We start from the raw sequence: 21,973 nt of genomic DNA on the forward strand, positions 1-21,973 counted from the left end.
TCGCTTATGGTTTTCGCCATACACTTCTCATCGTGATCTAGCGATTGCGGCACTCCGCCCGGTTACGATTGGCGGCGGCGTCGCAATTCACTCTCGAAGACTGAACCGCCTGATCGTCCACCACGGAGCCGGCCGTATCACCAACCGATCCGACGGTGTTTTCAACAGAGCGGCCGAGCCTCTCCACCTGCCTGCCGTAATTTTCACGCGTGCGCGGATCGAAAACCGCAATGGGCGCGCTGACCACGACGCTTGCCGCCGTTCCGACAGTTTGCGCGGCACCGATGCTGACCGCGCCCAGCGCCTCCCCCAGACCGACATCGGAATCCGTCACAGTCTGGCCGGCAATGAGGCGGTCGCCGATCAAGCGCACGACTTCAGGGCTTTCTGCAAATTTGCCGTGGTTCAACCGGTCACCGGATTGCAGCTTGGTCAGATCAAGAACAGTGATGCCAGCTTTTTCCAGCTGGCTGCGATAGGGTTCGACGGAAGGGTCGATCTGGCCCAGACGGTCGACATTGCCGGAAATGCGGCGCGACAGGCTGAGCGCACGGTCATCCTGCGAGACGAACAGGGTGAATTTCGGCGGCGCCTTGCCGAAGCTGGCGAACTGCCGGCTGAACACGTCCACATCGAGATCTGGTGCTGCCAGAATGACATTGCTGATCTTCGGATCGACGCGGCCGTTGCGGATGGCCATCTGGCGCAGCGCCTCCACGGCAAGCCATGTGCCCATGGAATGCGCCATGACCGTTACCTCGCCGATCGACTTGTCCTTTGCCAGACGGGTCAGCATTTCCTCAAGCGCATCGCGCGAGTAATTGGTGCTTTCCTTGTCGTAATTATAGTCGAAAATACTCGCCCGTGACGGCCATGTGAAAACCACAGGCACGACATCCGAGCCGGAATCATAGACGATCTGCGCAAAGCGATAGACCGATTCCTCGTAACGATTGTTGAAACCGTGCACGAAGACCAGAACGCGGCGGTCCTTATGGATATGTTTGCTGATCCAGCTTTTCGTCTCCGCTTCGGAACGAACAGGCTCAACCGCCACCGTGGTAAAATCCTTCAGAGGGTTAGGCGGCAGCTTCTTCGGCCACTGCACCTGCCCGACCTTGCGGTTGGCCTTGGGCGGAATGGAGATGGTGACGGCATCGACCTTCAAGCCGGTTCCGCGTTCGCCGCCGAAAAGCACGGCGGCATTGTCCGAGGGCGCTCGCGTGGTGGCGACTAGGAGATTGACGGGCGTGGTTCCAGCCACGGTCTGCCCTGTTGGCGTCATGACCCCGATGGGACGCCCCCCGCAGCCAGCGAGCAGGGCAACAATCGCGATTATGGCTACGAAGCGGATTGGCATCACATCACTCTCCTGCAACCCAAAGGCAGCCGGATAGCGGCCAGAGGACAGGAATTTCTACCGGAGGCGGAACTGCCGCGCCAGCAACCATCGTGCAAGCGCGGAGATTTCCGCGCCGGTGTGTCCAAACAGACCCAATTTTCCCGCCTTGCGGAGCCGGGAGACGTGATTGTGACGTGCAGGCGAGTTCTATCGCTGCGGCAGCATTGTGCCCCTTTCGCGAAGGGCATTGTGCCAGGACAGCGCCTCTTCAATGAGGTGCGGCGTATGTCCGCCGCGTGCCACTGCCCGCTGGAAATAGTCCGTCAGGGCATCGCGATAGTGGGGGTGCACGCAATTTGCGATAATGACCGCAGCGCGCTCACGCGGAGCAAGGCCGCGCAGATCGGCCAACCCGATTTCCGTGACCAGAATATCCACATCATGTTCGGTATGGTCGACATGGCTGACCATCGGCACGACGCTGGAGATGGCGCCGCCCTTGGCAATCGACTTGGTGACGAAGATGGACATATAGGCGTTGCGGGCAAAATCCCCCGAGCCGCCAATGCCGTTCATCATGTGAGTGCCACCGACATGGGTAGAATTGACGTTCCCGTAAATATCGAACTCCAGCGCGGTGTTGATGCCGATGATGCCGAGGCGGCGGATGACCTCCGGGTGATTGCTGACCTCCTGCGGACGCAGGATCAGCCTGCTCTTGTAATCGGCCAGTCGCGGCATGACCCGTTCGTTCATGGTAGAGGAGAGCGTGATCGATGAGCCGGAGGCGAAAGTCAGCTTGCCCGCGTCGAAAAGCTCGAAGGTCGAATCCTGCAGAACTTCCGAATACATTTTGAGATCGTGAAACGGCGTATCGATGAAACCGTGCATGACGGCATTGGCGATGGTGCCGATACCGGCCTGCAACGGCTGGAGTTCGTGGGTCATGCGGCCATGACGGACCTCATTCAGCAGGAATTCGGTGAGATGTCCGGCAATCGCCTTGGTCTCGTCATCAGGCGGCAGCACCGTCGAAAAACTGTCGCTCTTGTCGCTCAGGACGATTGCGGCGATTTTTTCCGGCGGCACCGGAATGAACGGCAGACCGACGCGGCTGTCCGTTGCCACCACCGGAATGGGCATGCGGGTGGGGCGTTTTGCGGGGATGAAAATATCATGCAACCCCTCGAGAACGTCGGGTTGCGACAGGTTGATCTCAACGATGACCTTTTCGGCCAGAATGGCAAAGCTCGCCGAATTACCGACGGATGTGGTGGGCACGATACCGCCGTCCGCCGTAATCGCCACCGCCTCGATGATGGCCACATCCACACCGTGGATCTGGCCGCCGCGCAATTGCTCGACCGTTTCAGAAAGGTGCTGGTCGATGAACATCACCTTGCCGTCATTGATCGCCTTGCGCAAAGCGGGGTCGGACTGAAACGGCATACGGCGCGCCAGCATGCCCGCCTCCACCATGGTCTTGTCGAGATCATTGCCAAGCGATGCACCGGTCATCAGGGTAATCTTCATCGGGTGCGTCTTAGCACGCTCGGCCAGCGCCAGCGGTACCGCCTTTGCTTCGCCGGCCCGCGTAAAGCCGCTCATGCCCACCGTCATGCCATCCTGAATGAGGCGGGCAGCCTCTTCGGCGCTGACGATCCTGTTCAAGAGGGACGCGTTGCGGATACGCTTTTCAAGCATGCACTTCTCCATGATCTGCATTCCAGATGGCGCATCACGTGGCGGGCCACCTCACCAGTGACTATGGCGCGGAGTTTCAACGATGAAACTGACATAGATCAAGGGTGTGAACGGGACCATGGCTTTGATCCATCAAATCTGATCGACAGACCGCAAGTGGCGCATCGGCGCGACAGGCTGCGGGGCCATCGCAGCATCGCAGCCGACCGCAACAGCTGATGAGGCGTATGGATCGCCTCGTCGCATACCGGAGGGTTGCCTCAGCTATTGCCCGCAATCAGGGGCCTTCGCATGCGGAGGCCTGACCCAGCACGACCTGCCCTACTTCGACATCATAGGCACGCATGCCGAATGTACCGAGGCTGATCACCCGGTAACAGGGGTTGCCGCCGGTCCACAGGGGATCGACAACCTCGATATCGGTGATGAAGCGATGCGCGCAGGCCTGGCCGGAACTATAGGCGATGCCTTCAGCGCTGGTGCCCGCCATCGGAACGTGGATATGGCCAAAAACAATATGGCGCACGCCGGCCGGATGTCTGCCTAGACGCTGCATAACCGCGCCGTCGTCATGCATGCCGATGTTTTCGAAATGCCGGATACCGCAATCCATTGGCGGGTGGTGAACGAAAACCGTCACGGGCAGGTCGCCAGCACCTTCAAGCGCCTTGTCCAGCCATGTCAGGCGATCCGCACCGTACATGCCGCCGATGACATCGGCCTCGTGGCTGTCGAGAAACAGCAGCCGGCCGAATTCGGTATCGATAAAGGACTGGATATAGCCGTTTTCATCCCGTGGCTGTTCGGGAAAGGCCGCCACGAATTCCGGACGGCGGTCGTGATTGCCGAGCATCAGCCGCACGGGCAAGGACACGGACGCCAAAATGTCGCGAAGGAGTTCATAGGCCTCCGGCTCGCCGTAATTGCAAAGATCGCCCGTCATCACCAGAAGGTCGGCGTCTGCGTGTTTTTCGACAATATCTGATATCGCCGCGCGCAACTGCTTCTCGGGATCCACGCCGTTTATCGCAATGCCTGGCGGCAAAAGATGGGTGTCTGTAATCTGGATGATCTTCATTGTCGGTCTCTCTGCATAAAATGGCTGCGGGAATGTGGTTCCCGCAGCCTTTTCCATGGTGTCGCTTACTTCAGCAGGGCGTTGGTCTGCTCGACGATCTGCTTGAGACCGGCTTCGGGCGACACTTCACCGCGCATGACGGTGCCGATGATATCGCGCTGGGTACGCCAGATGCGGACGGAATCGCCACCGGGATAACCGGCCCACGGCAGAGAACGATCAGCCTGCAGCGAAGCTGTCTTCACATTCGGGTTCTCGGCGTAATAGGGAGCCAGGAAGTCAGCGCCGGTTGCCAGCTTGTTGGTCGGCAGGTAGCCGGTGATGCGCACGATGGTGTTCTGCGCCTCGGGGCCGGTGATCCACTTCAGGTACTTCCAGGCAGCATCCTGCTTGGCTTTTTCCTGCGTCAGGATAACGGCAGAGTTGCCGCCGGTCGGCACGCCGCCCTTTTCCTTGTTGTCGAGCGGGAAGGTTGCCGTCTTCAGTTTGAAGCGATCGCCAACCAGACCCTGGATTGTCTGAACGTGAGCGGGCGTCGAGAAGATGAAGCCGGTAAGGCCTGCACCGAACTGCTGGCGCGACTGGTCCCAGTCGAGCAGGTTCTGGCCACCTTCGGTGACGAACTGGCGGGTCATCTTCAGGGCGTTGAGGCCGATCTCGTTGTCGAACGCAACGGTCTTGGTCTTCTCGTCAACGAGCTTGCCGCCCTGTTCAAAAACAAGCGCCTGCCACAACCAGTCATCCGGCCAGCCATTGATGTCGTAGCTCATGCCCGCAAACTTCGGGTCGAGTGCCTTGATCTTCTTGGCGAGAGCGATCAGCTCCGGGAAGGTCGTCGGCATCTTGTCCGGGTCGCCGCCAGCCTTGGTGACGAGGTCGGAGTTGATGTAGATGATCGGCGAGGAAGCGTTGACCGGCAGGCCGTATTGCTTGCCGTCGATCTGGCCGAGAGCTGCCATCTTCGGGCTGTAGTTCTTGTCGAGGAAGGCCTGACCGCCTTCAGCCTGGATGAAGGGGCTAAGATCGGTGATCTGGTTACGCGGTGCGAGCGTGTGCACCAGTTCCGCCGTCAGATTGTAACCCGAGAAATAAACATCGGGCAGATTGCCGGTGACGGCCGAGCGCAAGACCTGCTGCTGGCCTTCATTGTAGCCTGCGGCCGGAGCGAGGAAGTTGATCTTCACATCCGGGTTCTTCTTCATGAATTCATCGGCCAGCGGCTGATGGAATTTCGTGAAACCCGGCAGGTTGTAGAGAACGTTCAGCGTGATTTCGTTGGCAAGAACCGGCGTTGCGAGGCCTGCAAAGGCCACGCCGAGTGCCAGACCGCCCATCAGAGCGCGTCGGTTGATTTTCATGTCATTCTCCAAAATGGGTTGGGAGGAGGAGTTCGAACGACGTCACTTGACGCCGGTCATGGTAATACCGGCGATGAAATGCCGCCGTGCGAGGAGGAAGCACAGCACCATTGGCGCGGTAATCAGTGTTGCGCCCGCCATCAGGGCACCGTAATTGGCGCCGGATTCGACATCCGCAAAAAGCATCATGCCGAGCGGCGGCGGGGCGAGATTGGTGTCGGAGACCACGATCATCGGCCAATAAAGGTCGTTCCAGTGGGCGACGAGCGAGAAGATCGAGAAAGCCGCGAGCGAAGGCAGCGAGCCGCGCAGCACCAGTCCCCAGCAAATCTCCATTTCCGAAAAACCATCCATGCGGGCCGCTTCGATGATTTCATCCGGGTAGCTGCGGAAGGACTGGTTGAACAGGAAGATGGCGAAGACCGACAGGAAGAACGGCATCATCATCGCGAAATAGGTGTTCAGCAGTTCCGTCTTCGCCAGACCGACGAAAAGCGGCAGGGCAAGTGCCTGAATTGGCACGCAGAGTGCCGCGATGATGAGACCCAGCAGCAGCTTGCGACCCGGAAACCTGAGCTTCGCCAGCGCATAGGCCGCCGGCACCGATGTCAGGACCTGTACGACGAGGATACCGACGCAGACGATGACGCCGTTCAGCATGAAACGTGCCATCGGCACCTGGCTCGCTGCGCGGGTATAGTTTTCGACGGCATCGAATTTTGCCGGGATCGGCCAGAGCGAGACGTCGAATATTTCCGCAGGCGAGCGGATCGACGTCAACATCATCCAGTAGAACGGCAGGAGCATCACGAAAGCGCCGAGTGCCAGCACGAGATGCGGGAAGTATTTGCGGAGCGCGGCCATCAGTAGTGCACCTTCCGGTCCATATGCAGCGTCTGGCCGATCGAGAGGATCAACACGATCGCGAGGAAGATCACCGTCAGCGCGGCGGCATAACCGGTGTTGGAATATTCGAACCCTTCAAGATAGAGGTCGAAAAGCAGGGTTTCGGAACCGAAGCGGCCCTTGGTCAGCACGGCAACCGTCTCGAACACCTTGAAGGCCGAGATCGAGGTGGTGACCACCACGAACATCGTCGTCGGCCCCAGCATCGGCCAAGTCACCGTCAGGAACCGGTCGATCGGGTTTTTCGCGCCGTCCAGCCTCGATGCCTCGTGCAGATCCTTCGAAATGGCGGTGAGGCCGGCGAGGAACAGCACCATGTTGAAGCCCAGAACCTGCCAGACACCCATCAGCGCCATGGTGGGAATGAGCAGGACCGGGTTGGAGAGGAACGCGACGGGCTCGAAGCCGAACCACTTGATCGCCGCATTCACCGGGCCAAGCGAAGGATGCAGCAGAAATTGCCACACGGTCGCCATGGCGACGAGCGTTGCGGTGACGGGCAGGAAATAAGCGACTTCCCAGAAGGCACGGCTGCGCTTGCGATTATAAACGAGCAAAGCCACGCCGAGCGCCAGGAACACGCCGAAGGGAATGACGATGACCGCATAAATGGCGGTATTCGCCAGCGCGCGCAGGAAGACCGGGTCGTGGAAAGCCTTCACGAAATTGTCGAGACCCACAAAGCGGGTGGAGAGTGCGCCGAGCTTGTAATCTGTGACGGAAAAACCGGCCAGAACGAATATGGGAACGTTATAGATCGCCAAAAGCAGCAGACTTGCCGGTGCCGCGAACATAAGGCCACGCCAGATCATCCGCCGGTCCGCCTTCGAGAGGCGCGGGCGAGACTTTGCGCGCGTGGCCGAGGAAAAATCAACCGCCGTCATGCCGGCACCATTTCACGCACCGTCGTCTTGCGACGCAGGCCGTCCACGGCAAAAAGATGCACGCGCTCCGGCGCAAAGCCGAGGTTCATCACGCCGTTCTCATCGGCGCCCAACACCTCGCCCGCGGCCTGACGCAGGGTAATGGCGACGGTCTCGTCGCTCAGAAGACGGCAGTTCACGAAACGGTCCGCGCCGTGGGTTTCGCTGCGGGTCACCCGCACTGCGAAGCCTTCGGCACCCGGGCGCAAATCCTCGGCGCGAAGACCAAGCGTCGCCGGGCCGGCATCACGACCAGAAGCCTCGACGCCAAGATCGCGACCGAAAGCCGTGACCTTACCTCCAGCATCGATTTCCACCGGCAGCAGGTTGATCGACGGCGTGCCAATGAAGCGCGCAACCGTCAGTGTCGCCGGTTTCCGGTAAAGCTCGTCCGGCGTGCCCAGTTGCTCGATACGACCTTCCGACATCAGCGCGATGCGGTCCGACATTGTCATCGCTTCGATCTGGTCATGGGTGACGTAGATAAACGTCGCACCCAACCGCCGGTGCAGCCCGGCAAGCTCCTCGCGCATGTGGGCGCGAAGCTTTGCATCTAGGTTGGAGAGTGGTTCGTCCATGAGGAATGCGGCAGGCGAGCGCACCAGTGCCCGGGCCAGAGCCACCCGCTGGCGCTGACCGCCTGAAAGCTGGGCTGGCTTGCGGTCCAGCAGATGCGCGATCTGCAGGGTCTCGGCCGCCTGTTCGACGGCAGCATCGATCTGGCGCAAAGTTTCGGCAGGCGCCGCAAATCTTCCGATCAGCGGCAAGCGTGCAGCTAGCGGCAGACGTCGCATCCGAAGCGGCGTCGCGATGTTCTGGCGCACGCTCATATGCGGATAAAGCGCGTAGGATTGAAACACCATCGCCAGATTGCGGTCACTTGGATCGATCTCCGTCACATCCTGACCGCCGATCGTCACCGAACCGCGATCCGGCGTTTCCAGCCCCGCGATGATGCGCAGCAGCGTTGACTTGCCGCAGCCGGACATGCCGACGAGGGACAAAAATTCTCCGGGACGGATCGAGAGATCGATTTCTTTCAGAACATCGTCAGCTCCAAAGCCTTTTCCGATACCCGAAAGTTCAAGTGATTGTGGCGTCATTCTGCGCTCCTTTTCTGGAGCGCATATGCTTATATTGTATGACAATATGACGAAGGTTTGCAGAAAGTTCCGTGACACTGAAAAGCCCGGCAATCCCGGCTCATCGCCATGCCTTGCGATGCCGACCTTCACAAAAAGCCGCTAATATCAGTGGGCAGTTCGACTATCCGAGCTCGACGCTTGTTCACCGGCTCCGCGAGCCTCGCGGGCCCGGTTTCTAAACGGCTGCAAGAATCACATGAGCCTGAATTTTGGTGACGACTTCGTCGCTGCCATAGCGCGCTTCAATGGCGGATGCGGCGCAGTCCGTCGCGGCTTCAAGTTTTCCCGGCGCTCTGGCTTCGATTTCGGTCCGGAGAACGGTTCCCTGACAATAGGCGATGGCAGGAATGCGCGGTGACGATGCACGGCTTTGCGCCGCTATCGTCTCGATCACCACCCGAGAGAAGCCGGCACTTTCCAGCTCACCACGAATCAATGTCGTATCGTGGTAGCCGTGCGGGGTGCGGACCATGAAGCGCGGCGGATCGTCGGGAAACAGGCTTGCAAGGGCGTTCGTCACCTCATTCGCGAGATGATTCTCCTCGATGCGGTCCCATACGTTGAATAAATAATGGCCGCCGGGCTTCAGCACCCTCTTCGCTTCGCGATAGGCAGACGGGCGGTCGGGAAAAAACATCGCACCGAACTGGCAGATAACGAGATCGAAAGCAGCATTTTCGAACGGCAGCGCCTGAGCGTCGGCTTGGCGCCACTGGATGCGATTGTCGGGCACCTGGCGCGACGCCGCAAAGTCGAGCATCGGCTGGTTGAGGTCTGTCACGACATAGTTTGCGGCGGGCGGTAATCCTGGTGCCAGTTCACGCGTGACAACCCCGGTACCTGCGGCGATTTCCAGAACATTGATCGGCGTCAACGCCGCCGCCCGCCGTGCCAGATCGCGGGCGAATGGCTCGAAAATCAACGGCACCATATAGCGGTCGTAGTTTTCCGGGATAGAGCCGGCAAAAACCTTGTCCGTTTCCAACATGGCTTTCACCCTGCGGTCAGCTGATGACCCCGGAACTTTAGCACATATAAGGGAAATTCGGAATCTGTTCGGCCACGTGGGTTTTACGGATATGCCAACGGTGCCGATATTCTATCGGCATGACTAAAGCCTTGAGTAAAGGCCGTGTCATAGTATTTTTGTGGGAAGAGAAATGGCGCACCCGAAGAGATTCGAACTCCTGACCCCCAGATTCGTAGTCTGGTGCTCTATCCAGCTGAGCTACGGGTGCGTGCCGTTCCGGTCATTTCCGGTGGCGTGGCGATCCTCTAAAACGTCCTCATTCCGATTGCAAGCGATTTCGTTTCGAAATTGTCATTTTTCCGCAGCAATTCATGTATCTTATTGATTATACTAGAAATTCCATCAAGGGCATTTTTGAGTGGCCATATGGGGCGCATATTCCGGGAGGTGCGGCGATTGTGCAGGACCTTGTTCAGGCGAAGTCATCAGGCGGTTCGAGCGGCGTGTACGGAGGCGGCGCGGTCGGCGATCTCGATGCGAAACTGCGTGCCGGGACCGGGTTTTTCGACAAGCGCTATCGTGCCGCCATGGGCAAGCACAAGCTCCCGCGCAATGACGAGGCCGAGACCGGTGCCGCCGGAGCGGGCCGATCCCCTGAAGGCGGAAAACAGGTTCTCTTTCGCCTTGCGCGGCATTCCCGGCCCGTTGTCGTCTATCACGATGCTGACGACGTTGCCGGCCCTCTGGGCTGCAATCGACAGATGCCGAGGCGACGCGTTCGCCGTGTCGGATTGCAGTGCCTGAACGGCGTTGCGACAGAGATTGTGGATCACCCGGAAAAGCTGCTCGGCATCCGCATCGACGGTGAGATCGGGCGGCACGCTATCGTGAAACTCGATGCCGCTTTCCGGATCGAGCGCCAGAATGTCACGCACATCCCGCACCAGAAGACTTAACTGCACCGTCTTGCGTTTCGGCGCGCCCTCCGTCGCCTGCCCGTAGGCCAGAACCTCGGTTGTATAGGCCACGGCGCGGTCGATCGTGCGCAGCAGTTTCGGCGCAAAGCTCCTGACCATCGGATCCTTGGCGTCCACCAGCCGGTCCGACATAAGCTGTGCGGATGACAGGATATTGCGCATGTCGTGGTTGATCTTCGAAACCGCCAGACCGAGATCCACGAGGTTTTTCTGTTGCCGCAGGGTTTTCTGCAACTCCGTCTGCATGTCGGCCAGGTGACGGCCCGCGACGGACAGCTCGTCGCTTCCCTCCTCCGGCACGAAAATCCGCTCGGGATTACCTGGTTCCTCGGAAAAACGCTGCATGCCGAGCGTCAGGCGACGTATGGGCCGGATCATGATGCGGTTGATGGAAACGAAGATGAGACCGGCGGTGACAAGCGACAGGACGATGGAGATCAGGAAAACATTGCGGGCATAAGCCAGCATCGCCGCCCGTAGTTTGTTTTCACCCAGCACGAGTTCAATGATGGTGTCGCTGTCTCCGACCACATCGAAAACACGGATGACGCGATTGCCGCCAAACAGCAATGTGGAGAAGGCATCCCGCACCGCTGCCAGTTGCGAGACATCGGATAGATCATATTGCTCATCGACCCCGGGTGGCGTTTCCGCCACGGCAAGCAGGCGCGATGTGCCATCCTTGCGCAGCGCAATCAGCTTCGCCCCGGTGGCCATCAGCGTGTCGTTCTGCACGCTCCGCGGCAATTCGGCCTGCAAGCCATCGATCACCGCGCCGGCTGCTGCCGCCGTGTTCAGACGGTCCCGCAGCCATGAAAGGCGCATATTGGCGACCGAAGGCACGAAGATCAGCACTTCGGCAATCATCACGAAAATAACGGTGAGCAACAGCAGGCGCCCGGAAAGCCCCCCGGTCAATCCCGGCATGCAGTGCACCGGATTGTCTTCCGTGCCGTCCAAGCTGTCTACGCCTTTAGAAAACACCGGGCCCTGATCCTGTATGCGCGCCGCCGCTTCGGTGGAACGGCTCGGTTTATATGCAAGCACGATAATAGGACCTAACAGATATTTTTCAAATGCGTTGCAAAACAAACGTTTCCATCGCCTGAAAAACAAAACGCCGCCCGGGAGGGCGGCGTTTGACTTAGAACCGGTCTCAAGCGAAACCGCAGGCGGAATGGCTTAGAACTCCTGCCAGTCCCCGTTCGCTACAGCAGCGGCTGGTTGGGCGTTGAGAGCGCGGCTGACGCTGCTCATCAATTTACGTGCCGGAGAGGCCACGGCCGCTGCCCTTCCGGACACCGCCACGGGCCGCATCGGCTGTTCTGCGCGAGAGCGGATCTGACCATCCTCTACGCCGACCTTGAAGCGCGACACCAGCGTGACGAGATGGCCCGCTTCACCGCTCAGCTTGTGGGTTGCGGCCGAGGTTTCCTCGACCATTGCGGCATTGCGCTGCGTCACCTGATCCATCTGGTTGATGGCGGTATTCACCTCATGCAGGCCGGTCGACTGTTCCCGCGCCGCCGTGGCGATCGAATGGATATGTTCGTTGATAGCCAGAACGCGGGTCTCGATCTCGCCCAGCGCGCTACCGGTTCTCTGCACCAGCGACACACCGCGACCGACCTCTTCGCCGGACTTGGTGATCAGCGCCTTGATGTCCTTCGCAGCCGTCGCGGAGCGTTGCGCCAGTTCACGCACTTCCTGTGCGACGACAGCGAAGCCCTTGCCCGCCTCACCCGCACGCGCGGCCTCAACGCCGGCGTTCAGCGCCAGGAGGTTGGTCTGAAAGGCGATCTCGTCAATGACATTGATGATCTGGCTGATTTCCCGCGAGGCATGCTCGATCCGATCCATGGCGGAGACGGCATCGCGCACGACATTGGCGGATTCTGCCGTCTTCTGCTTGGTCTCGGCCACCATTGTGCTGGCTTCCTGAGCCCGATCCGTGGAATTGCGAACGACGGCGGTGATTTCGTCGAGGGCGGCGGAGGTTTCCTCCAGTGCCGCAGCCTGCTGTTCCGTCCGCTTCGAAAGATCGTCGGCCGCCGAACGCAATTCGTTCGCATTGCCGCTGATGCCTTCCGTGCTGCTGCGCACTTCCCGCATCGTCTCCCGCAGCTTGGCCAGCGTCTCGTTTACGTTGGTTTGGAGCTCGGCGAAGACGCCGCGGAACTCGCCATCCATCTTTTCCGTCAGATCGCCCCGCGCCAGACCTTCGATGACGCGGCTGGTCTCGGAAACACCATTGTCCACGCCGGTGAGCAGGGCATTGATCGTCGCAGCGAAACGATTGAGGTTTTCGTCGCCGTAATCCTTGTTGATGCGGCGGCTGAAATCGCCCTGGGCCGCAGCGTCGACGACAACGGCCATGCCGGCCTGCAGATCATCGCTCTTGGCACGCATGGCGGTTTCCTGCGCATTCATGCGGCGCACTTCACGACCGTTCTTCTTGAAGACTTCGACTGCCGCTGCCATTTCGCCGATTTCGTCGGTCCGGCCGAGATAGGGCACGTCCGCATCCAGATTTCCGTCCGCAACGGCATTCATCACTTCCGAAACCTTGCGGATGGGCGCGCTCAGCTGCCGCGCTCCGATGTAGAGGCCGAACGCCGCGCCGGCCAATATGCCGCTGCCGGTGACGATGATGACCAGCCAGAAGGTCGTCGTTACAAACCCGTCGATGCCCGCCTTGACGGCTTCAAGCCCGGCGATGTCATTCTTCACGACAGCATCGATTTCCGCCTGATAGGCTTTGCGGTTGGCCCGGTTCGCGTCGTTGTTACCCTGGTGGTTGGCGGCCTGCGGGCCGGCCTCGCGGGCAAGCCGCGCCGTTTCCAGACGGAAGGCCTTGAATTCCTTGAAGCGACTGGAGAGATTGTCGAAGGCCGCCTTCTGTTCTGCCGGAACGAGAGGGGTCCAGGTTGCGATCAGCTTCTCCATGGCGTCGAGGTTCTTGACGATGCCATCAGCAAAAGGTGCCGCCTTTTCGATATCGGGCGCAGCGTAGACCCCGCGCGCCTCCATGACGACCGCAGTCACAAGCCGGTTCAGCGCTTCGCCCTTATAGGCGCGCTCCGCTGCCTTTTCGTATCCGACCGTGCGCACCTGAAACTCGCTGACCGCATATATGGACAGGCCGCCGATGGTGCAGGCCACAAGGCTCATAAGCCCGACAAGAAGATTGATACGACCGCGAATTCTCAATTTCGTTCCCCCAAAAGCCAGCCGCACGATGGAAAATGGGAAGCTGGCATAACTTTTCCCATCACAACATTTATCAATGCCGCCTTAAGAAAGAATTTCAGAATTTACCGATCGTGCGATCGGAATGCGCCCGCAGCGCCCGTGAGCGAAGCCGATTTCATGGCGCTTCCGCAAAAGGTGAAGCGCGAAAACCCCTTCGGCAATTGACTTTGCTCGGCCTATGCCCTTATAAGCCGCGCACGCTCGGCCATTAAAAGCTCGCCCAGGCGGGGTTAGCCGTGCAAAAAACGAAACGCTCTTGCAAATAGTGCAAATTCAAGAAGGGCCGCACACCGCGGTATTAAATAAATGTCGAAGCGTACATTCCAGCCATCCAAGCTTGTTCGCAAGCGTCGTCATGGTTTCCGTGCCCGTATGGCTACTGCCGGCGGTCGCAAAGTTCTCGCAGCCCGCCGTGCGCGCGGCCGCGCAAGTCTGTCGGCTTAATTGCCGTCTCTGTGGCCCGATGAAAGTCGCGGGCACATGAGCAAGACAAAAAAACTGCCCGGCCGGCTTAAAAACCGGTCGGATTTTCTTGCCGTGCAGACGGGGGAAAAGCGTCGGGGAGGCACCTTTCTTCTGGAGGTCCTCGACAGGAAAACCCCGGAAACCGAACCTCGGGTCGGTTTCACCGTAACGAAAAGACAAGGCAACGCGGTCGAGCGAAATCGCATGCGCCGCCGTCTCAAGGAAGCCGTCAGGCTTTCTGCCGGATTCGCAATGAAGCCCGGCCATGACTATGTGATTGTCGCCCGCAGGGACGTGCTCGAGACGGCCTTCCCGAAACTTCAGTCTCTCCTTACCGAGCGAATTGAAGGAACGGCGAAACCGAAACGGTCCCAGGACACCCGCTCCAGGAAAGAATGATGGAAAAGAACCGCAATTACTTCATCGCGATAGCCCTTTCGGTTGTCATCGTCCTCGCCTGGCAATTCCTTTACATGAATCCGCGCATCGAGCAGCAGCGCCGCGCCGAAGAGGCCCGCCAGGCGCAGCAGCAGACAACGCAGCAACAGCCGGCACCGGGTGCCGCACCCGGCGTGACCGTCGACGGCGCACCGCCTGCCTCCTCCACGCAGGCCGCCGCCACGGCGACGCGTGAAGAGGCGATTGCAAAAAGCCGGCGTGTCGCCATCGACACCAACGCCATCGCCGGCTCGATCAATCTGACCGGCGCCCGCTTCGATGACATCCGGCTCAAGGGCTACCATGAGACCGTCGATGACTCGAGCCCGATCATCACGCTGTTTTCGCCTTCCGACACCAAGGACGGCTATTTCACCGAACTCGGTTACGTTGGCGGTGCCGATGCCGGCAGCGTTCCCGGTCCTGCGACCGTGTGGACACTCGCAAGCGGCGACAAGCTGACGGAGACCACACCGGTTACGCTGAAGTATACCAACCAGAATGGCGTCGTTTTCTCCCGTACTGTTTCGATCGACCAGCATTACATGATCACGGTCAACGACAAGGTCGAGAACCCCGGGCAGGCGCCCGTCTCCTTTGCCACCTACGGCCGCGTGACGCGCAACAACAAGCCGGCAATACCGCCCGTTTTCGTCATCCATGAAGGCTTCCTCGGCGTCTCGGGCAAAGACGGCAGCCTGACGGAAGAAAAATACAAGGATGTCGAAGAAACCCCGGTAACGATTGCCAAGGCGACCGGCGGCTGGCTCGGCATCACCGACAAATATTGGGCCGCTGCCATTGTGCCGCCGCAGATGACGCCGTTCGAAACGCGTTACTCGCACATCAAGGGCAATCAGCCGAGCTACCAGGCCGATTTCAAGAGCGACACGATGACGGTCGAACCCGGCCAGTCCATCGAACTGAAGAGCCTTGTCTTCGCCGGTGCCAAGGAAGTGCCGCTGGTTGACCGCTATGAAACCGAATATTCCATTCCGAAGTTCGACCTGTTGATCGACTGGGGCTGGTTCTACTTCATCACCAAGCCGATGTTCAAAATGATGGATTTCTTCTTCCGTTATTTTGGCAACTTCGGTGTGGCCATCCTGCTGACCACCATCGTCGTCAAGGCTCTCTTCTTCCCGCTCGCCAGCAAGCAATATGCATCCATGGCGAACATGAAGCGCATGCAGCCGAAGATGGAAGAGCTGAAGGCCAAGCATGGCGATGACCGCATGGCCATGCAGCAGGCGATGATGCAGCTCTACAAGGAAGAGAAGATCAATCCGGTTGCCGGCTGCTGGCCGATGCTGCTGCAGATTCCGGTCTTCTTCGCGCTCTACAAGGTCATCTACGTCACCATCGAAATGCGGCATGCACCGTTCTTCGGCTGGATTCACGACCTTTCCGCGCCAGATCCGACCTCGCTGTTCAATCTGTTCGGCCTTCTGCCCTACGACGTGCCGCACTTCCTGATGATCGGCGTCTGGCCGCTCGTCATGGGCATCACGATGTTCCTGCAGATGCGCATGAACCCGACCCCACCCGATCCGACACAGGCGATGATCTTCACCTGGATGCCGCTGATCTTCACCTTCATGCTGGCTTCGTTCCCCGCCGGTCTGGTTATCTACTGGGCATGGAACAACACGCTGTCGATCTCGCAGCAGGCCCTCATCATGAAGCGTCACGGTGCCAAGATCGAACTGTTCGATAATCTCAAAGGGCTATTCAAGCGAAAGCCGGTGCAATCGAAATGAGTGAAACCGGCCCGGCAACCGAAAAGCCCCTCTTTGGGCGACCCTGGATATTCATTCGCGGCGTTCCCGCGATGAAATTCCTGCCGCCCGAAGGCCCGCCGGAGATTGCCTTCGCCGGACGTTCGAATGTCGGCAAGTCTTCGCTCATCAATGCGCTGGTGGGCCACAAAGGCCTTGCCCGCACCTCCAACACACCCGGACGCACGCAGGAACTGAACTACTTCGTTCCTGAGGGTTATTCCGGTGAGCCGGGCGACCTGCCGCCGATGGCGCTGGTCGATATGCCGGGTTACGGCTATGCGCAGGCGCCGAAGGACCATGTCGATGCCTGGACGAAGCTCGTCTTCGATTACCTGCGTGGACGTGCGACGCTGAAGCGCGTCTACGTGCTGATCGATTCCCGCCACGGAATAAAAAAGAACGACGAGGAGGTTCTTGGCCTGCTCGACAAGGCGGCCGTGTCCTATCAGGTCGTGCTGACGAAGACGGACAAGATCAAGGACGTTGGCGTTCCCCGGCTGATCAGTGAAACGCTGGAGAAAATCCGCAAGCGTCCCGCCGCCTATCCGGAAGTTCTCGCTACCTCTTCGGAAAAATCCTTCGGGCTGGATAGCCTACGCGCCGAGATCGTACGAACGGTCTCGCTCTAAAAGACCATCGCCTTCAGGCGATGGTGAAAAGCAGGACGGCGGTCCACAGCATCGCCGTCAATGCCAGAAGCCGCCAGAAACGCACGGAATTCCACACCTCCAGAAGCATCGCGGCGAATATGCTGCCATTGCGAAGCGGCTGGCCCTTGAATGGCAGACCGGAGCGAAGCGGATCCCTGTCAAGCAGGGCTGCAACGCCCGCTCTTTCGCGATATTCGGTTTCCGCCAGATTGTCCCGCCAGCGCCTGACCATGGCCGCAAACTGGCGGTCGCGTTTGACGCGTTTTGCAAGCTCCGCCATGCTTTCCGGTGGCAAGGCACCCAGCACATATTCGCCAGCGAGTACTTCGTCCCGCAAACCGCTTTGCTTGTCTCGATCCGGTACGGTCATATGTTTTCAAACTCCTCGGTCGTTCAGGCCAGCATCGTTTTTTGCGATGCGCAACGATCCTCCGTCGCCCTGCTGAATAACCCCTCCCCTGCTCGCCACAAGGCTGGTCCGATTGGTGCTTTATGTCAATCTTATTACGCGCCGCAGGCCGCCCAAAAGCGGAATTTTACTATGCGCCGACACAATATGGCCCGGAGGTTACTTCATTCATTCACCCCGCGCATTCACCTGTCCTTGCTAACGCATCGACATGCCGAATCTGCGCATCCTGCACCGCAAAAATCGATTCCGATTTTTGCGCCGATGCTGTAGAGCGATGAAAGGCTCTCAAGGGCCGCAACCACAGACCGAGGTTTTTCCATGACTGCTTCCGAAAGCGAGACTCAGGCGCGGCTGCTCGCACAGGCTCTGCCCTTTATGCAGAAATATGAGAACAAGACCATCGTGGTGAAATATGGCGGTCATGCCATGGGCGACTCCACACTTGGAAAGGCTTTTGCGGAAGATATCGCCCTGTTGAAGCAGTCCGGTATCAACCCCATCGTCGTGCACGGCGGCGGCCCGCAGATCGGCGCGATGCTGACGAAGATGGGCATTGAATCGAAGTTCGAAAGCGGCTTGCGCGTCACCGATGCCAAGACAGTCGAGATTGTCGAAATGGTTCTGGCCGGCTCGATCAACAAGGAGATCGTCGCGCTCATCAACCAGACGGGCGAATGGGCCATTGGCCTGTGCGGCAAGGACGGCAACATGGTCTTCGCCGAAAAGGCGAAAAAGACCGTCGTCGATCCCGACAGCAATATCGAGCGCGTTCTCGATCTTGGTTTTGTCGGTGAAGTCGTCGAGGTCGACCGCACCCTGCTCGACCTGCTTGCCAAGTCGGAGATGATCCCTGTCATCGCTCCCGTCGCTCCCGGTCGCGATGGCGCCACCTACAACATCAATGCCGACACCTTTGCCGGCGCAATTGCCGGTGCGCTCAACGCCACCCGCCTCCTGTTCCTCACGGACGTGCCTGGTGTTCTCGACAAGAACAAGGAACTCATCAAGGAACTGACGGTCTCCCAGGCGCGTGCGCTGATCAAGGACGGCACGATTTCCGGTGGGATGATCCCGAAGGTCGAGACCTGCATCGAGGCCATCAAGGCCGGTGTTCAGGGCGTGGTGATCCTCAACGGCAAGACCGCCCATTCCGTTCTTCTGGAAATCTTCACGGAAGGCGCGGGCACGCTCATCGTGCCCTGATACGGTTCATGTGGCGGACGGGAATGCCTGTCCGCCACGACAACACTTTCAGCCGAATATCAGAAGCGACAGCACGCCCAGAACGATCAGCAGGCAGCCCGAAAGTTCCAGCCGGTTGATCTTTTCCTTGAAGAAGAGCACGGTCGAGGCGAAGGCGAAGAGCATCTCCACCTGCGCCAGCGCCTTGACCACGGCCGCCTGTTGTAACGTCATCGCCGTGAACCAGCCGAATGACGCCGTGGCCCCCACGAAACCGACCGCAAGCGACGGTTTCCACGCCTTCGCGATCCGCCGCAATTCGTCCCTCTCCCGCCATACGATCCACAAGAACATCGCCAAGGTCTGCGTCACGATGACAACGACGAGGGTAAAACCGGCCTGCATCACCGCATCCTGTGCCGGCAGGCTGGGTGCCAAAGCCAGCGAGGCAGAGCGATAGGCCACCGATGAGAGGCCGAAGAACGCACCCGATGCGAGGCCGATGCCCGCCGTCCGGCTGAAGATGGAGGTGAGAATGGAGGCAGGGGTCACTTCCGTGCGCGCAACCGAAATCAACATGACGCCGGCCACCGAAATAGCGATGGCCGCAAGAGTGCCGCCATTGACGCTTTCGCCAACGAAAATCAGCGCAAACAATGCCGCCTGCGCCGGCTCAGTTCGGGAATAGGCCGTGCCAACCGCGAAGTTGCGGAAGGAAAACAGGTGCACCAACAGGAAAGTGGCGGCGATCTGCGCCATGGCCCCGACCATCGCCCAGACGGCGAATGACATGTTCGGCACCGGCAGCGGCCGGCCAAGTACACCATGCAGAAAACCGAGATAGGCAAGAGCGAAGGGCATTCCAAAAACGAAGCGCACGAAGGTTGCGCCCGTGGTGCCCATCATGCCCTTCAGGTGCTTTTGCAGGGTCGAGCGCAGGTTCTGCAAGAACGCGCTTGCGAAGGTTATGCCTATCCAGAGTTCCATGGTCTTGGCGGTATCATGCGCTGGAGGCCGCAGCCAAGCCCGATTTTCCCGTCTGTCGTCGTCTTTTCGATTTTCTTCGGCATTCGAAACGGGCATAAAGCTGCCCATGGACACAAAGCCGAAAAACCTGCCCGATGCCGCCGATTTCGCCCACGTCAGCGAATGGGTCTTCGACCTCGACAACACGCTCTATCCGCATCACGTCAATCTGTTTTCCCAGATCGATCGTAACATGACGGCGTATGTTGCGGAGCTTTTAAAGCTCGAGCCCGACGAGGCTCGCGCGCTTCAGAAGCGCTATTACCACGAACATGGCACCACGCTTCAGGGCCTGATGATCCACTACGGCATCAGCCCGGACGAGTTTCTGGAGCGCGCGCATGCCATAGACTATTCCGCGCTGAGCCCGCATCCGGAGCTCGGCGAGGCAATCAAGGCGTTGCCAGGCCGCAAGTTCATCCTCACCAATGGCAGCGTCAAGCATGCACAGGCAGCGGCGGGCGCGCTCGGCATTCTCGACCATTTCGAGGATATTTTCGATATCGTCGCCGCGGACTATCTGCCAAAGCCGGCCAGTGCGACCTATGAGAAGTTTGCCGCACTTGCGAAGCTCGACACCAGAAAAGCCGCCATGTTCGAGGACCTGCCGCGCAATCTCGCGGCACCCAAGGCACTCGGCATGAAGACAGTGCTGCTCGTTCCTTCGAACCTCGAAGGCGTCATCATGGAGCGCTGGGAGATCCCCGCCGCGACGGATGAGCATATCGACTACATCACTGACGATCTGACCGGTTTCCTGATCAAAACGATCGCCCGCTGACATGTAACATCGAAATCGAGCGCAGACGACATTACCGAAGCTTCATGCACCTTACGGATGTTTAAGTAGTGAACTGCCACCTGCGCCACTATCTTCCTCCTCAGGGACACCAACGGAAGGTAATGACGATGTCTACACGAAAGATCGCACTCTCTGCTCTTGGCGCAGCCCTCTTGCTCGGCTCGGCCGCTACAGCCAGCTTTGCGGCCCCGCCAGCGCACGGCAAAGGCCACGGCGAGCGCATGCCGTTCCGCCCGGAACTGGCGTTCGTTCAGCTGCTGAAGGTGGCCGACACCAACAAGGACGGCAAGATTACCAAGGAAGAGTTCGCCGCACGTCAGGACGCACTTTTTGCCGAGATCGACAAGGACAAGGACGGTTCGATCACGCCAAAGGAAATGCGTGAATACCGCCAGGCCAAAATGGAGGCGTTCCGTGCGGCTCATCCGCGCCCAGAGGCTGCTGACGCCAAAGCGGGCGAAGGCAAGGGACCTGAAGGCAAGCGCGCCGAACGCGAACATGGCGGTCGTCAGGGCTGGGGCAAGCATGGCGGCAAGGGTGGGGCGTTCGCGATGATGCGCATGGCCGACACCGATGAAAACGGCCAGGTCAGCAAGGCCGAATTCACCGCAGCCGGCGAAAAAATGTTCGAACGGCTGGACAGGAACAAGGACGGCGTCATCTCTATCGATGATATGCCAGACCGCCCGTTCCTTTAATCACATAAGAAAAAGCCCGCTCAATCGGCGGGCTTTTTTCCTTTCAATGCAGGCTGACGGTTTTCAGATCGTCTTCGGCAGCCTTGAAAAACGTGCTGGAACGATTGTCTGTCAGGAGGATCGGCGTGCCATCCGCGCCAAACAGGGCCCAGAGATCGAGTTGCGGATCGAGATCAGGCGCTTCCGGGAAACAGCGGCTTACGTCTTCCGCGCGGATTTTACGGATATAGCCCACTTCTCCCTCGCCGATATGAGCGAGCTGGGACCGGGTGAGACGCGCATGCGCTTCTTTTAAAAGCATATTTCAGCCTCCTTCTTCACGCCGAGCGATTCGTGTCGGATTCCGGCGTTCACGTTCTACTCTGAGACGGAAATATTAATTTTCTTTACCACGTTTGAAATTTCGGGCTTCACCAGATCGATGGCAAGAAGGCCGTTGCGCAGGCGCGCGTCCCTCACCTGCATGCCGTCTGCAAGCACGAAGACCCGCTGGAATTGCCGGGCAGCGATACCCCGGTAGAGAAAATCCCGCTTTTCCTGCTCCTGCTGGCGACCGCGAATGACGAGCTGGTTGTCGGCCGTCGTCACATCCAGATCGTCCTGCGAAAAACCGGCGACTGCAATCGTGATACGCAGGCGTTCCGGTACGTCTTCAGCGCCGGGCAGGCGCTCGATGTTGTATGGAGGATAGCCATCATTGGCCTTCGCCATACGCTCCAGCGTTTTTTCCATGGCATCAAAACCCAGCAAAAGCGGGTGGGTGAATGGCGTCATGCGGCTCATATCGTCTCTGTCCTTGCAACCAAGCGACGTTTCGCGGTCCCGCTTCCGGCAACCCTGCCGGTCAATCTTACCGGCTGTAGG

The 21,973-nt window shown here is 59.2% G+C and carries 21 protein-coding genes and 1 tRNA gene; 7 read left to right on the forward strand and 15 right to left on the reverse strand.

Annotated elements, in window-relative coordinates; genetic code table 11:
- Positions 1 to 37: 37 nt before the first annotated feature.
- From ASD46_RS05140 to ASD46_RS05195, 11 genes are all read right to left on the reverse strand, one after another.
- Positions 38 to 1,360 carry an alpha/beta hydrolase gene (locus tag ASD46_RS05140; RefSeq protein ID WP_013635402.1) on the reverse strand — a complete coding sequence of 441 codons (1,323 nt, stop codon included), beginning with the start codon at positions 1,358 to 1,360 and terminating at the stop codon, positions 38 to 40.
- Between the two features lie 189 nt (positions 1,361 to 1,549).
- Positions 1,550 to 3,046, reverse strand: coding sequence for an acetyl-CoA hydrolase/transferase family protein (locus ASD46_RS05145; RefSeq protein WP_035197739.1), 1,497 nt, complete (start codon positions 3,044 to 3,046; stop codon positions 1,550 to 1,552).
- Positions 3,047 to 3,323: 277 nt separating this feature from the next.
- Complete coding sequence (locus ASD46_RS05150) at positions 3,324 to 4,124, reverse strand: phosphodiesterase (protein ID WP_025592294.1); 801 nt, start codon at positions 4,122 to 4,124, stop codon at positions 3,324 to 3,326.
- Between the two features lie 65 nt (positions 4,125 to 4,189).
- The gene (locus tag ASD46_RS05155) at positions 4,190 to 5,482 is read right to left on the reverse strand and encodes an ABC transporter substrate-binding protein (protein ID WP_025592292.1); all 1,293 of its coding nucleotides are present in this window, start codon (positions 5,480 to 5,482) and stop codon (positions 4,190 to 4,192) included.
- A gap of 42 nt (positions 5,483 to 5,524) precedes the next feature.
- Entirely contained in the window at positions 5,525 to 6,346 is an 822-nt protein-coding gene (locus ASD46_RS05160; RefSeq protein ID WP_003514860.1) for a carbohydrate ABC transporter permease, read from the reverse strand.
- Positions 6,346 to 7,272 carry a carbohydrate ABC transporter permease gene (locus tag ASD46_RS05165; protein ID WP_060641864.1) on the reverse strand — a complete coding sequence of 309 codons (927 nt, stop codon included), beginning with the start codon at positions 7,270 to 7,272 and terminating at the stop codon, positions 6,346 to 6,348. The genes ASD46_RS05160 and ASD46_RS05165 overlap by 1 nt, the downstream gene beginning before the upstream one ends.
- Positions 7,269 to 8,414, reverse strand: coding sequence for an ABC transporter ATP-binding protein (locus ASD46_RS05170; protein WP_060641865.1), 1,146 nt, complete (start codon positions 8,412 to 8,414; stop codon positions 7,269 to 7,271). Before ASD46_RS05170 ends, ASD46_RS05165 begins: the two co-directional genes overlap by 4 nt.
- Positions 8,415 to 8,631: 217 nt before the next feature.
- A complete protein-coding gene (locus tag ASD46_RS05175) occupies positions 8,632 to 9,444 on the reverse strand; it encodes a class I SAM-dependent methyltransferase (protein WP_003514854.1) in 813 nt (270 codons plus the stop codon).
- Between the two features lie 173 nt (positions 9,445 to 9,617).
- Positions 9,618 to 9,694: transfer RNA gene (locus ASD46_RS05180), tRNA-Arg, on the reverse strand.
- Between the two features lie 217 nt (positions 9,695 to 9,911).
- Positions 9,912 to 11,330, reverse strand: coding sequence for a sensor histidine kinase (locus ASD46_RS05190; protein ID WP_034501842.1), 1,419 nt, complete (start codon positions 11,328 to 11,330; stop codon positions 9,912 to 9,914).
- Positions 11,331 to 11,585: 255 nt separating this feature from the next.
- Complete coding sequence (locus tag ASD46_RS05195; protein ID WP_025592288.1) at positions 11,586 to 13,613, reverse strand: methyl-accepting chemotaxis protein; 2,028 nt, start codon at positions 13,611 to 13,613, stop codon at positions 11,586 to 11,588.
- A 348-nt stretch (positions 13,614 to 13,961) separates the two neighbouring features.
- Between ASD46_RS05195 and rpmH the strand changes: the two genes are divergently transcribed.
- Genes rpmH through yihA form a run of 4 tightly spaced genes read left to right on the forward strand, consistent with a single transcriptional unit; the run spans position 13,962 to position 16,968 of the window.
- The gene (rpmH, locus tag ASD46_RS05205) at positions 13,962 to 14,099 is read left to right on the forward strand and encodes a 50S ribosomal protein L34 (RefSeq protein WP_013635393.1); all 138 of its coding nucleotides are present in this window, start codon (positions 13,962 to 13,964) and stop codon (positions 14,097 to 14,099) included.
- A gap of 36 nt (positions 14,100 to 14,135) precedes the next feature.
- Positions 14,136 to 14,519, forward strand: a complete 384-nt coding sequence (rnpA, locus tag ASD46_RS05210) for a ribonuclease P protein component (protein WP_003514841.1) — start codon at positions 14,136 to 14,138, stop codon at positions 14,517 to 14,519.
- Positions 14,519 to 16,318 (forward strand): membrane protein insertase YidC, encoded by a 1,800-nt coding sequence (gene yidC, locus ASD46_RS05215; protein WP_060641866.1) that lies wholly within the window; start codon positions 14,519 to 14,521, stop codon positions 16,316 to 16,318. Before rnpA ends, yidC begins: the two co-directional genes overlap by 1 nt.
- A complete protein-coding gene (gene yihA / locus ASD46_RS05220; RefSeq protein WP_003514838.1) occupies positions 16,315 to 16,968 on the forward strand; it encodes a ribosome biogenesis GTP-binding protein YihA/YsxC in 654 nt (217 codons plus the stop codon). Before yidC ends, yihA begins: the two co-directional genes overlap by 4 nt.
- A 13-nt stretch (positions 16,969 to 16,981) precedes the next feature.
- Here the strand turns inward: yihA and ASD46_RS05225 are convergent, their stop codons facing one another.
- The gene (locus ASD46_RS05225) at positions 16,982 to 17,359 is read right to left on the reverse strand and encodes a hypothetical protein (RefSeq protein ID WP_003514836.1); all 378 of its coding nucleotides are present in this window, start codon (positions 17,357 to 17,359) and stop codon (positions 16,982 to 16,984) included.
- 360 nt (positions 17,360 to 17,719) lie between these two features.
- Between ASD46_RS05225 and argB the strand changes: the two genes are divergently transcribed.
- A complete protein-coding gene (gene argB, locus ASD46_RS05230) occupies positions 17,720 to 18,604 on the forward strand; it encodes an acetylglutamate kinase (RefSeq protein WP_003514834.1) in 885 nt (294 codons plus the stop codon).
- A 48-nt stretch (positions 18,605 to 18,652) separates the two neighbouring features.
- Here the strand turns inward: argB and ASD46_RS05235 are convergent, their stop codons facing one another.
- Complete coding sequence (locus ASD46_RS05235) at positions 18,653 to 19,570, reverse strand: DMT family transporter (protein WP_025592285.1); 918 nt, start codon at positions 19,568 to 19,570, stop codon at positions 18,653 to 18,655.
- 106 nt (positions 19,571 to 19,676) lie between these two features.
- Here ASD46_RS05235 and ASD46_RS05240 point away from each other — a divergent pair, with 106 nt between their 5' ends.
- Both ASD46_RS05240 and ASD46_RS05245 read left to right on the forward strand, forming a co-directional pair.
- On the forward strand, positions 19,677 to 20,390 hold the full coding sequence (locus ASD46_RS05240) for a pyrimidine 5'-nucleotidase (protein WP_013635389.1): 714 nt from the start codon (positions 19,677 to 19,679) through the stop codon (positions 20,388 to 20,390).
- 122 nt (positions 20,391 to 20,512) lie between these two features.
- On the forward strand, positions 20,513 to 21,109 hold the full coding sequence (locus ASD46_RS05245; protein ID WP_025592284.1) for an EF-hand domain-containing protein: 597 nt from the start codon (positions 20,513 to 20,515) through the stop codon (positions 21,107 to 21,109).
- A gap of 43 nt (positions 21,110 to 21,152) precedes the next feature.
- On the opposite strand, the gene ASD46_RS05250 is transcribed toward ASD46_RS05245, so the two are convergent.
- Positions 21,153 to 21,410 (reverse strand): DUF1150 family protein, encoded by a 258-nt coding sequence (locus tag ASD46_RS05250; RefSeq protein ID WP_003493591.1) that lies wholly within the window; start codon positions 21,408 to 21,410, stop codon positions 21,153 to 21,155.
- 56 nt (positions 21,411 to 21,466) lie between these two features.
- Positions 21,467 to 21,892 carry an Hsp20 family protein gene (locus tag ASD46_RS05255; protein ID WP_019564411.1) on the reverse strand — a complete coding sequence of 142 codons (426 nt, stop codon included), beginning with the start codon at positions 21,890 to 21,892 and terminating at the stop codon, positions 21,467 to 21,469.
- Between the last annotated feature and the right edge of the window lie 81 nt (positions 21,893 to 21,973).

This window comes from Rhizobium sp. Root491, from assembly GCF_001427205.1.
GTDB lineage: Bacteria > Pseudomonadota > Alphaproteobacteria > Rhizobiales > Rhizobiaceae > Agrobacterium > Agrobacterium tumefaciens.

What these genes read in the sequence shown, in the direction of transcription:
- ASD46_RS05140 (WP_013635402.1), bottom strand. Translation starts at nt 1,360, where the DNA reads ATGCCAATCCGCTTCGTAGCCATAATCGCGATTGTTGCCCTGCTCGCT.
- ASD46_RS05145 (WP_035197739.1), bottom strand. Translation starts at nt 3,046, where the DNA reads ATGCTTGAAAAGCGTATCCGCAACGCGTCCCTCTTGAACAGGATCGTC.
- ASD46_RS05150 (WP_025592294.1), bottom strand. Translation starts at nt 4,124, where the DNA reads ATGAAGATCATCCAGATTACAGACACCCATCTTTTGCCGCCAGGCATT.
- ASD46_RS05155 (WP_025592292.1), bottom strand. Translation starts at nt 5,482, where the DNA reads ATGAAAATCAACCGACGCGCTCTGATGGGCGGTCTGGCACTCGGCGTG.
- ASD46_RS05160 (WP_003514860.1), bottom strand. Translation starts at nt 6,346, where the DNA reads ATGGCCGCGCTCCGCAAATACTTCCCGCATCTCGTGCTGGCACTCGGC.
- ASD46_RS05165 (WP_060641864.1), bottom strand. Translation starts at nt 7,272, where the DNA reads ATGACGGCGGTTGATTTTTCCTCGGCCACGCGCGCAAAGTCTCGCCCG.
- ASD46_RS05170 (WP_060641865.1), bottom strand. Translation starts at nt 8,414, where the DNA reads ATGACGCCACAATCACTTGAACTTTCGGGTATCGGAAAAGGCTTTGGA.
- ASD46_RS05175 (WP_003514854.1), bottom strand. Translation starts at nt 9,444, where the DNA reads ATGTTGGAAACGGACAAGGTTTTTGCCGGCTCTATCCCGGAAAACTAC.
- ASD46_RS05190 (WP_034501842.1), bottom strand. Translation starts at nt 11,330, where the DNA reads ATGCCGGGATTGACCGGGGGGCTTTCCGGGCGCCTGCTGTTGCTCACC.
- rpmH (WP_013635393.1), top strand. Translation starts at nt 13,962, where the DNA reads ATGTCGAAGCGTACATTCCAGCCATCCAAGCTTGTTCGCAAGCGTCGT.
- rnpA (WP_003514841.1), top strand. Translation starts at nt 14,136, where the DNA reads ATGAGCAAGACAAAAAAACTGCCCGGCCGGCTTAAAAACCGGTCGGAT.
- yidC (WP_060641866.1), top strand. Translation starts at nt 14,519, where the DNA reads ATGGAAAAGAACCGCAATTACTTCATCGCGATAGCCCTTTCGGTTGTC.
- yihA (WP_003514838.1), top strand. Translation starts at nt 16,315, where the DNA reads ATGAGTGAAACCGGCCCGGCAACCGAAAAGCCCCTCTTTGGGCGACCC.
- ASD46_RS05225 (WP_003514836.1), bottom strand. Translation starts at nt 17,359, where the DNA reads ATGACCGTACCGGATCGAGACAAGCAAAGCGGTTTGCGGGACGAAGTA.
- argB (WP_003514834.1), top strand. Translation starts at nt 17,720, where the DNA reads ATGACTGCTTCCGAAAGCGAGACTCAGGCGCGGCTGCTCGCACAGGCT.
- ASD46_RS05235 (WP_025592285.1), bottom strand. Translation starts at nt 19,570, where the DNA reads ATGGAACTCTGGATAGGCATAACCTTCGCAAGCGCGTTCTTGCAGAAC.
- ASD46_RS05240 (WP_013635389.1), top strand. Translation starts at nt 19,677, where the DNA reads ATGGACACAAAGCCGAAAAACCTGCCCGATGCCGCCGATTTCGCCCAC.
- ASD46_RS05245 (WP_025592284.1), top strand. Translation starts at nt 20,513, where the DNA reads ATGACGATGTCTACACGAAAGATCGCACTCTCTGCTCTTGGCGCAGCC.
- ASD46_RS05250 (WP_003493591.1), bottom strand. Translation starts at nt 21,410, where the DNA reads ATGCTTTTAAAAGAAGCGCATGCGCGTCTCACCCGGTCCCAGCTCGCT.
- ASD46_RS05255 (WP_019564411.1), bottom strand. Translation starts at nt 21,892, where the DNA reads ATGAGCCGCATGACGCCATTCACCCACCCGCTTTTGCTGGGTTTTGAT.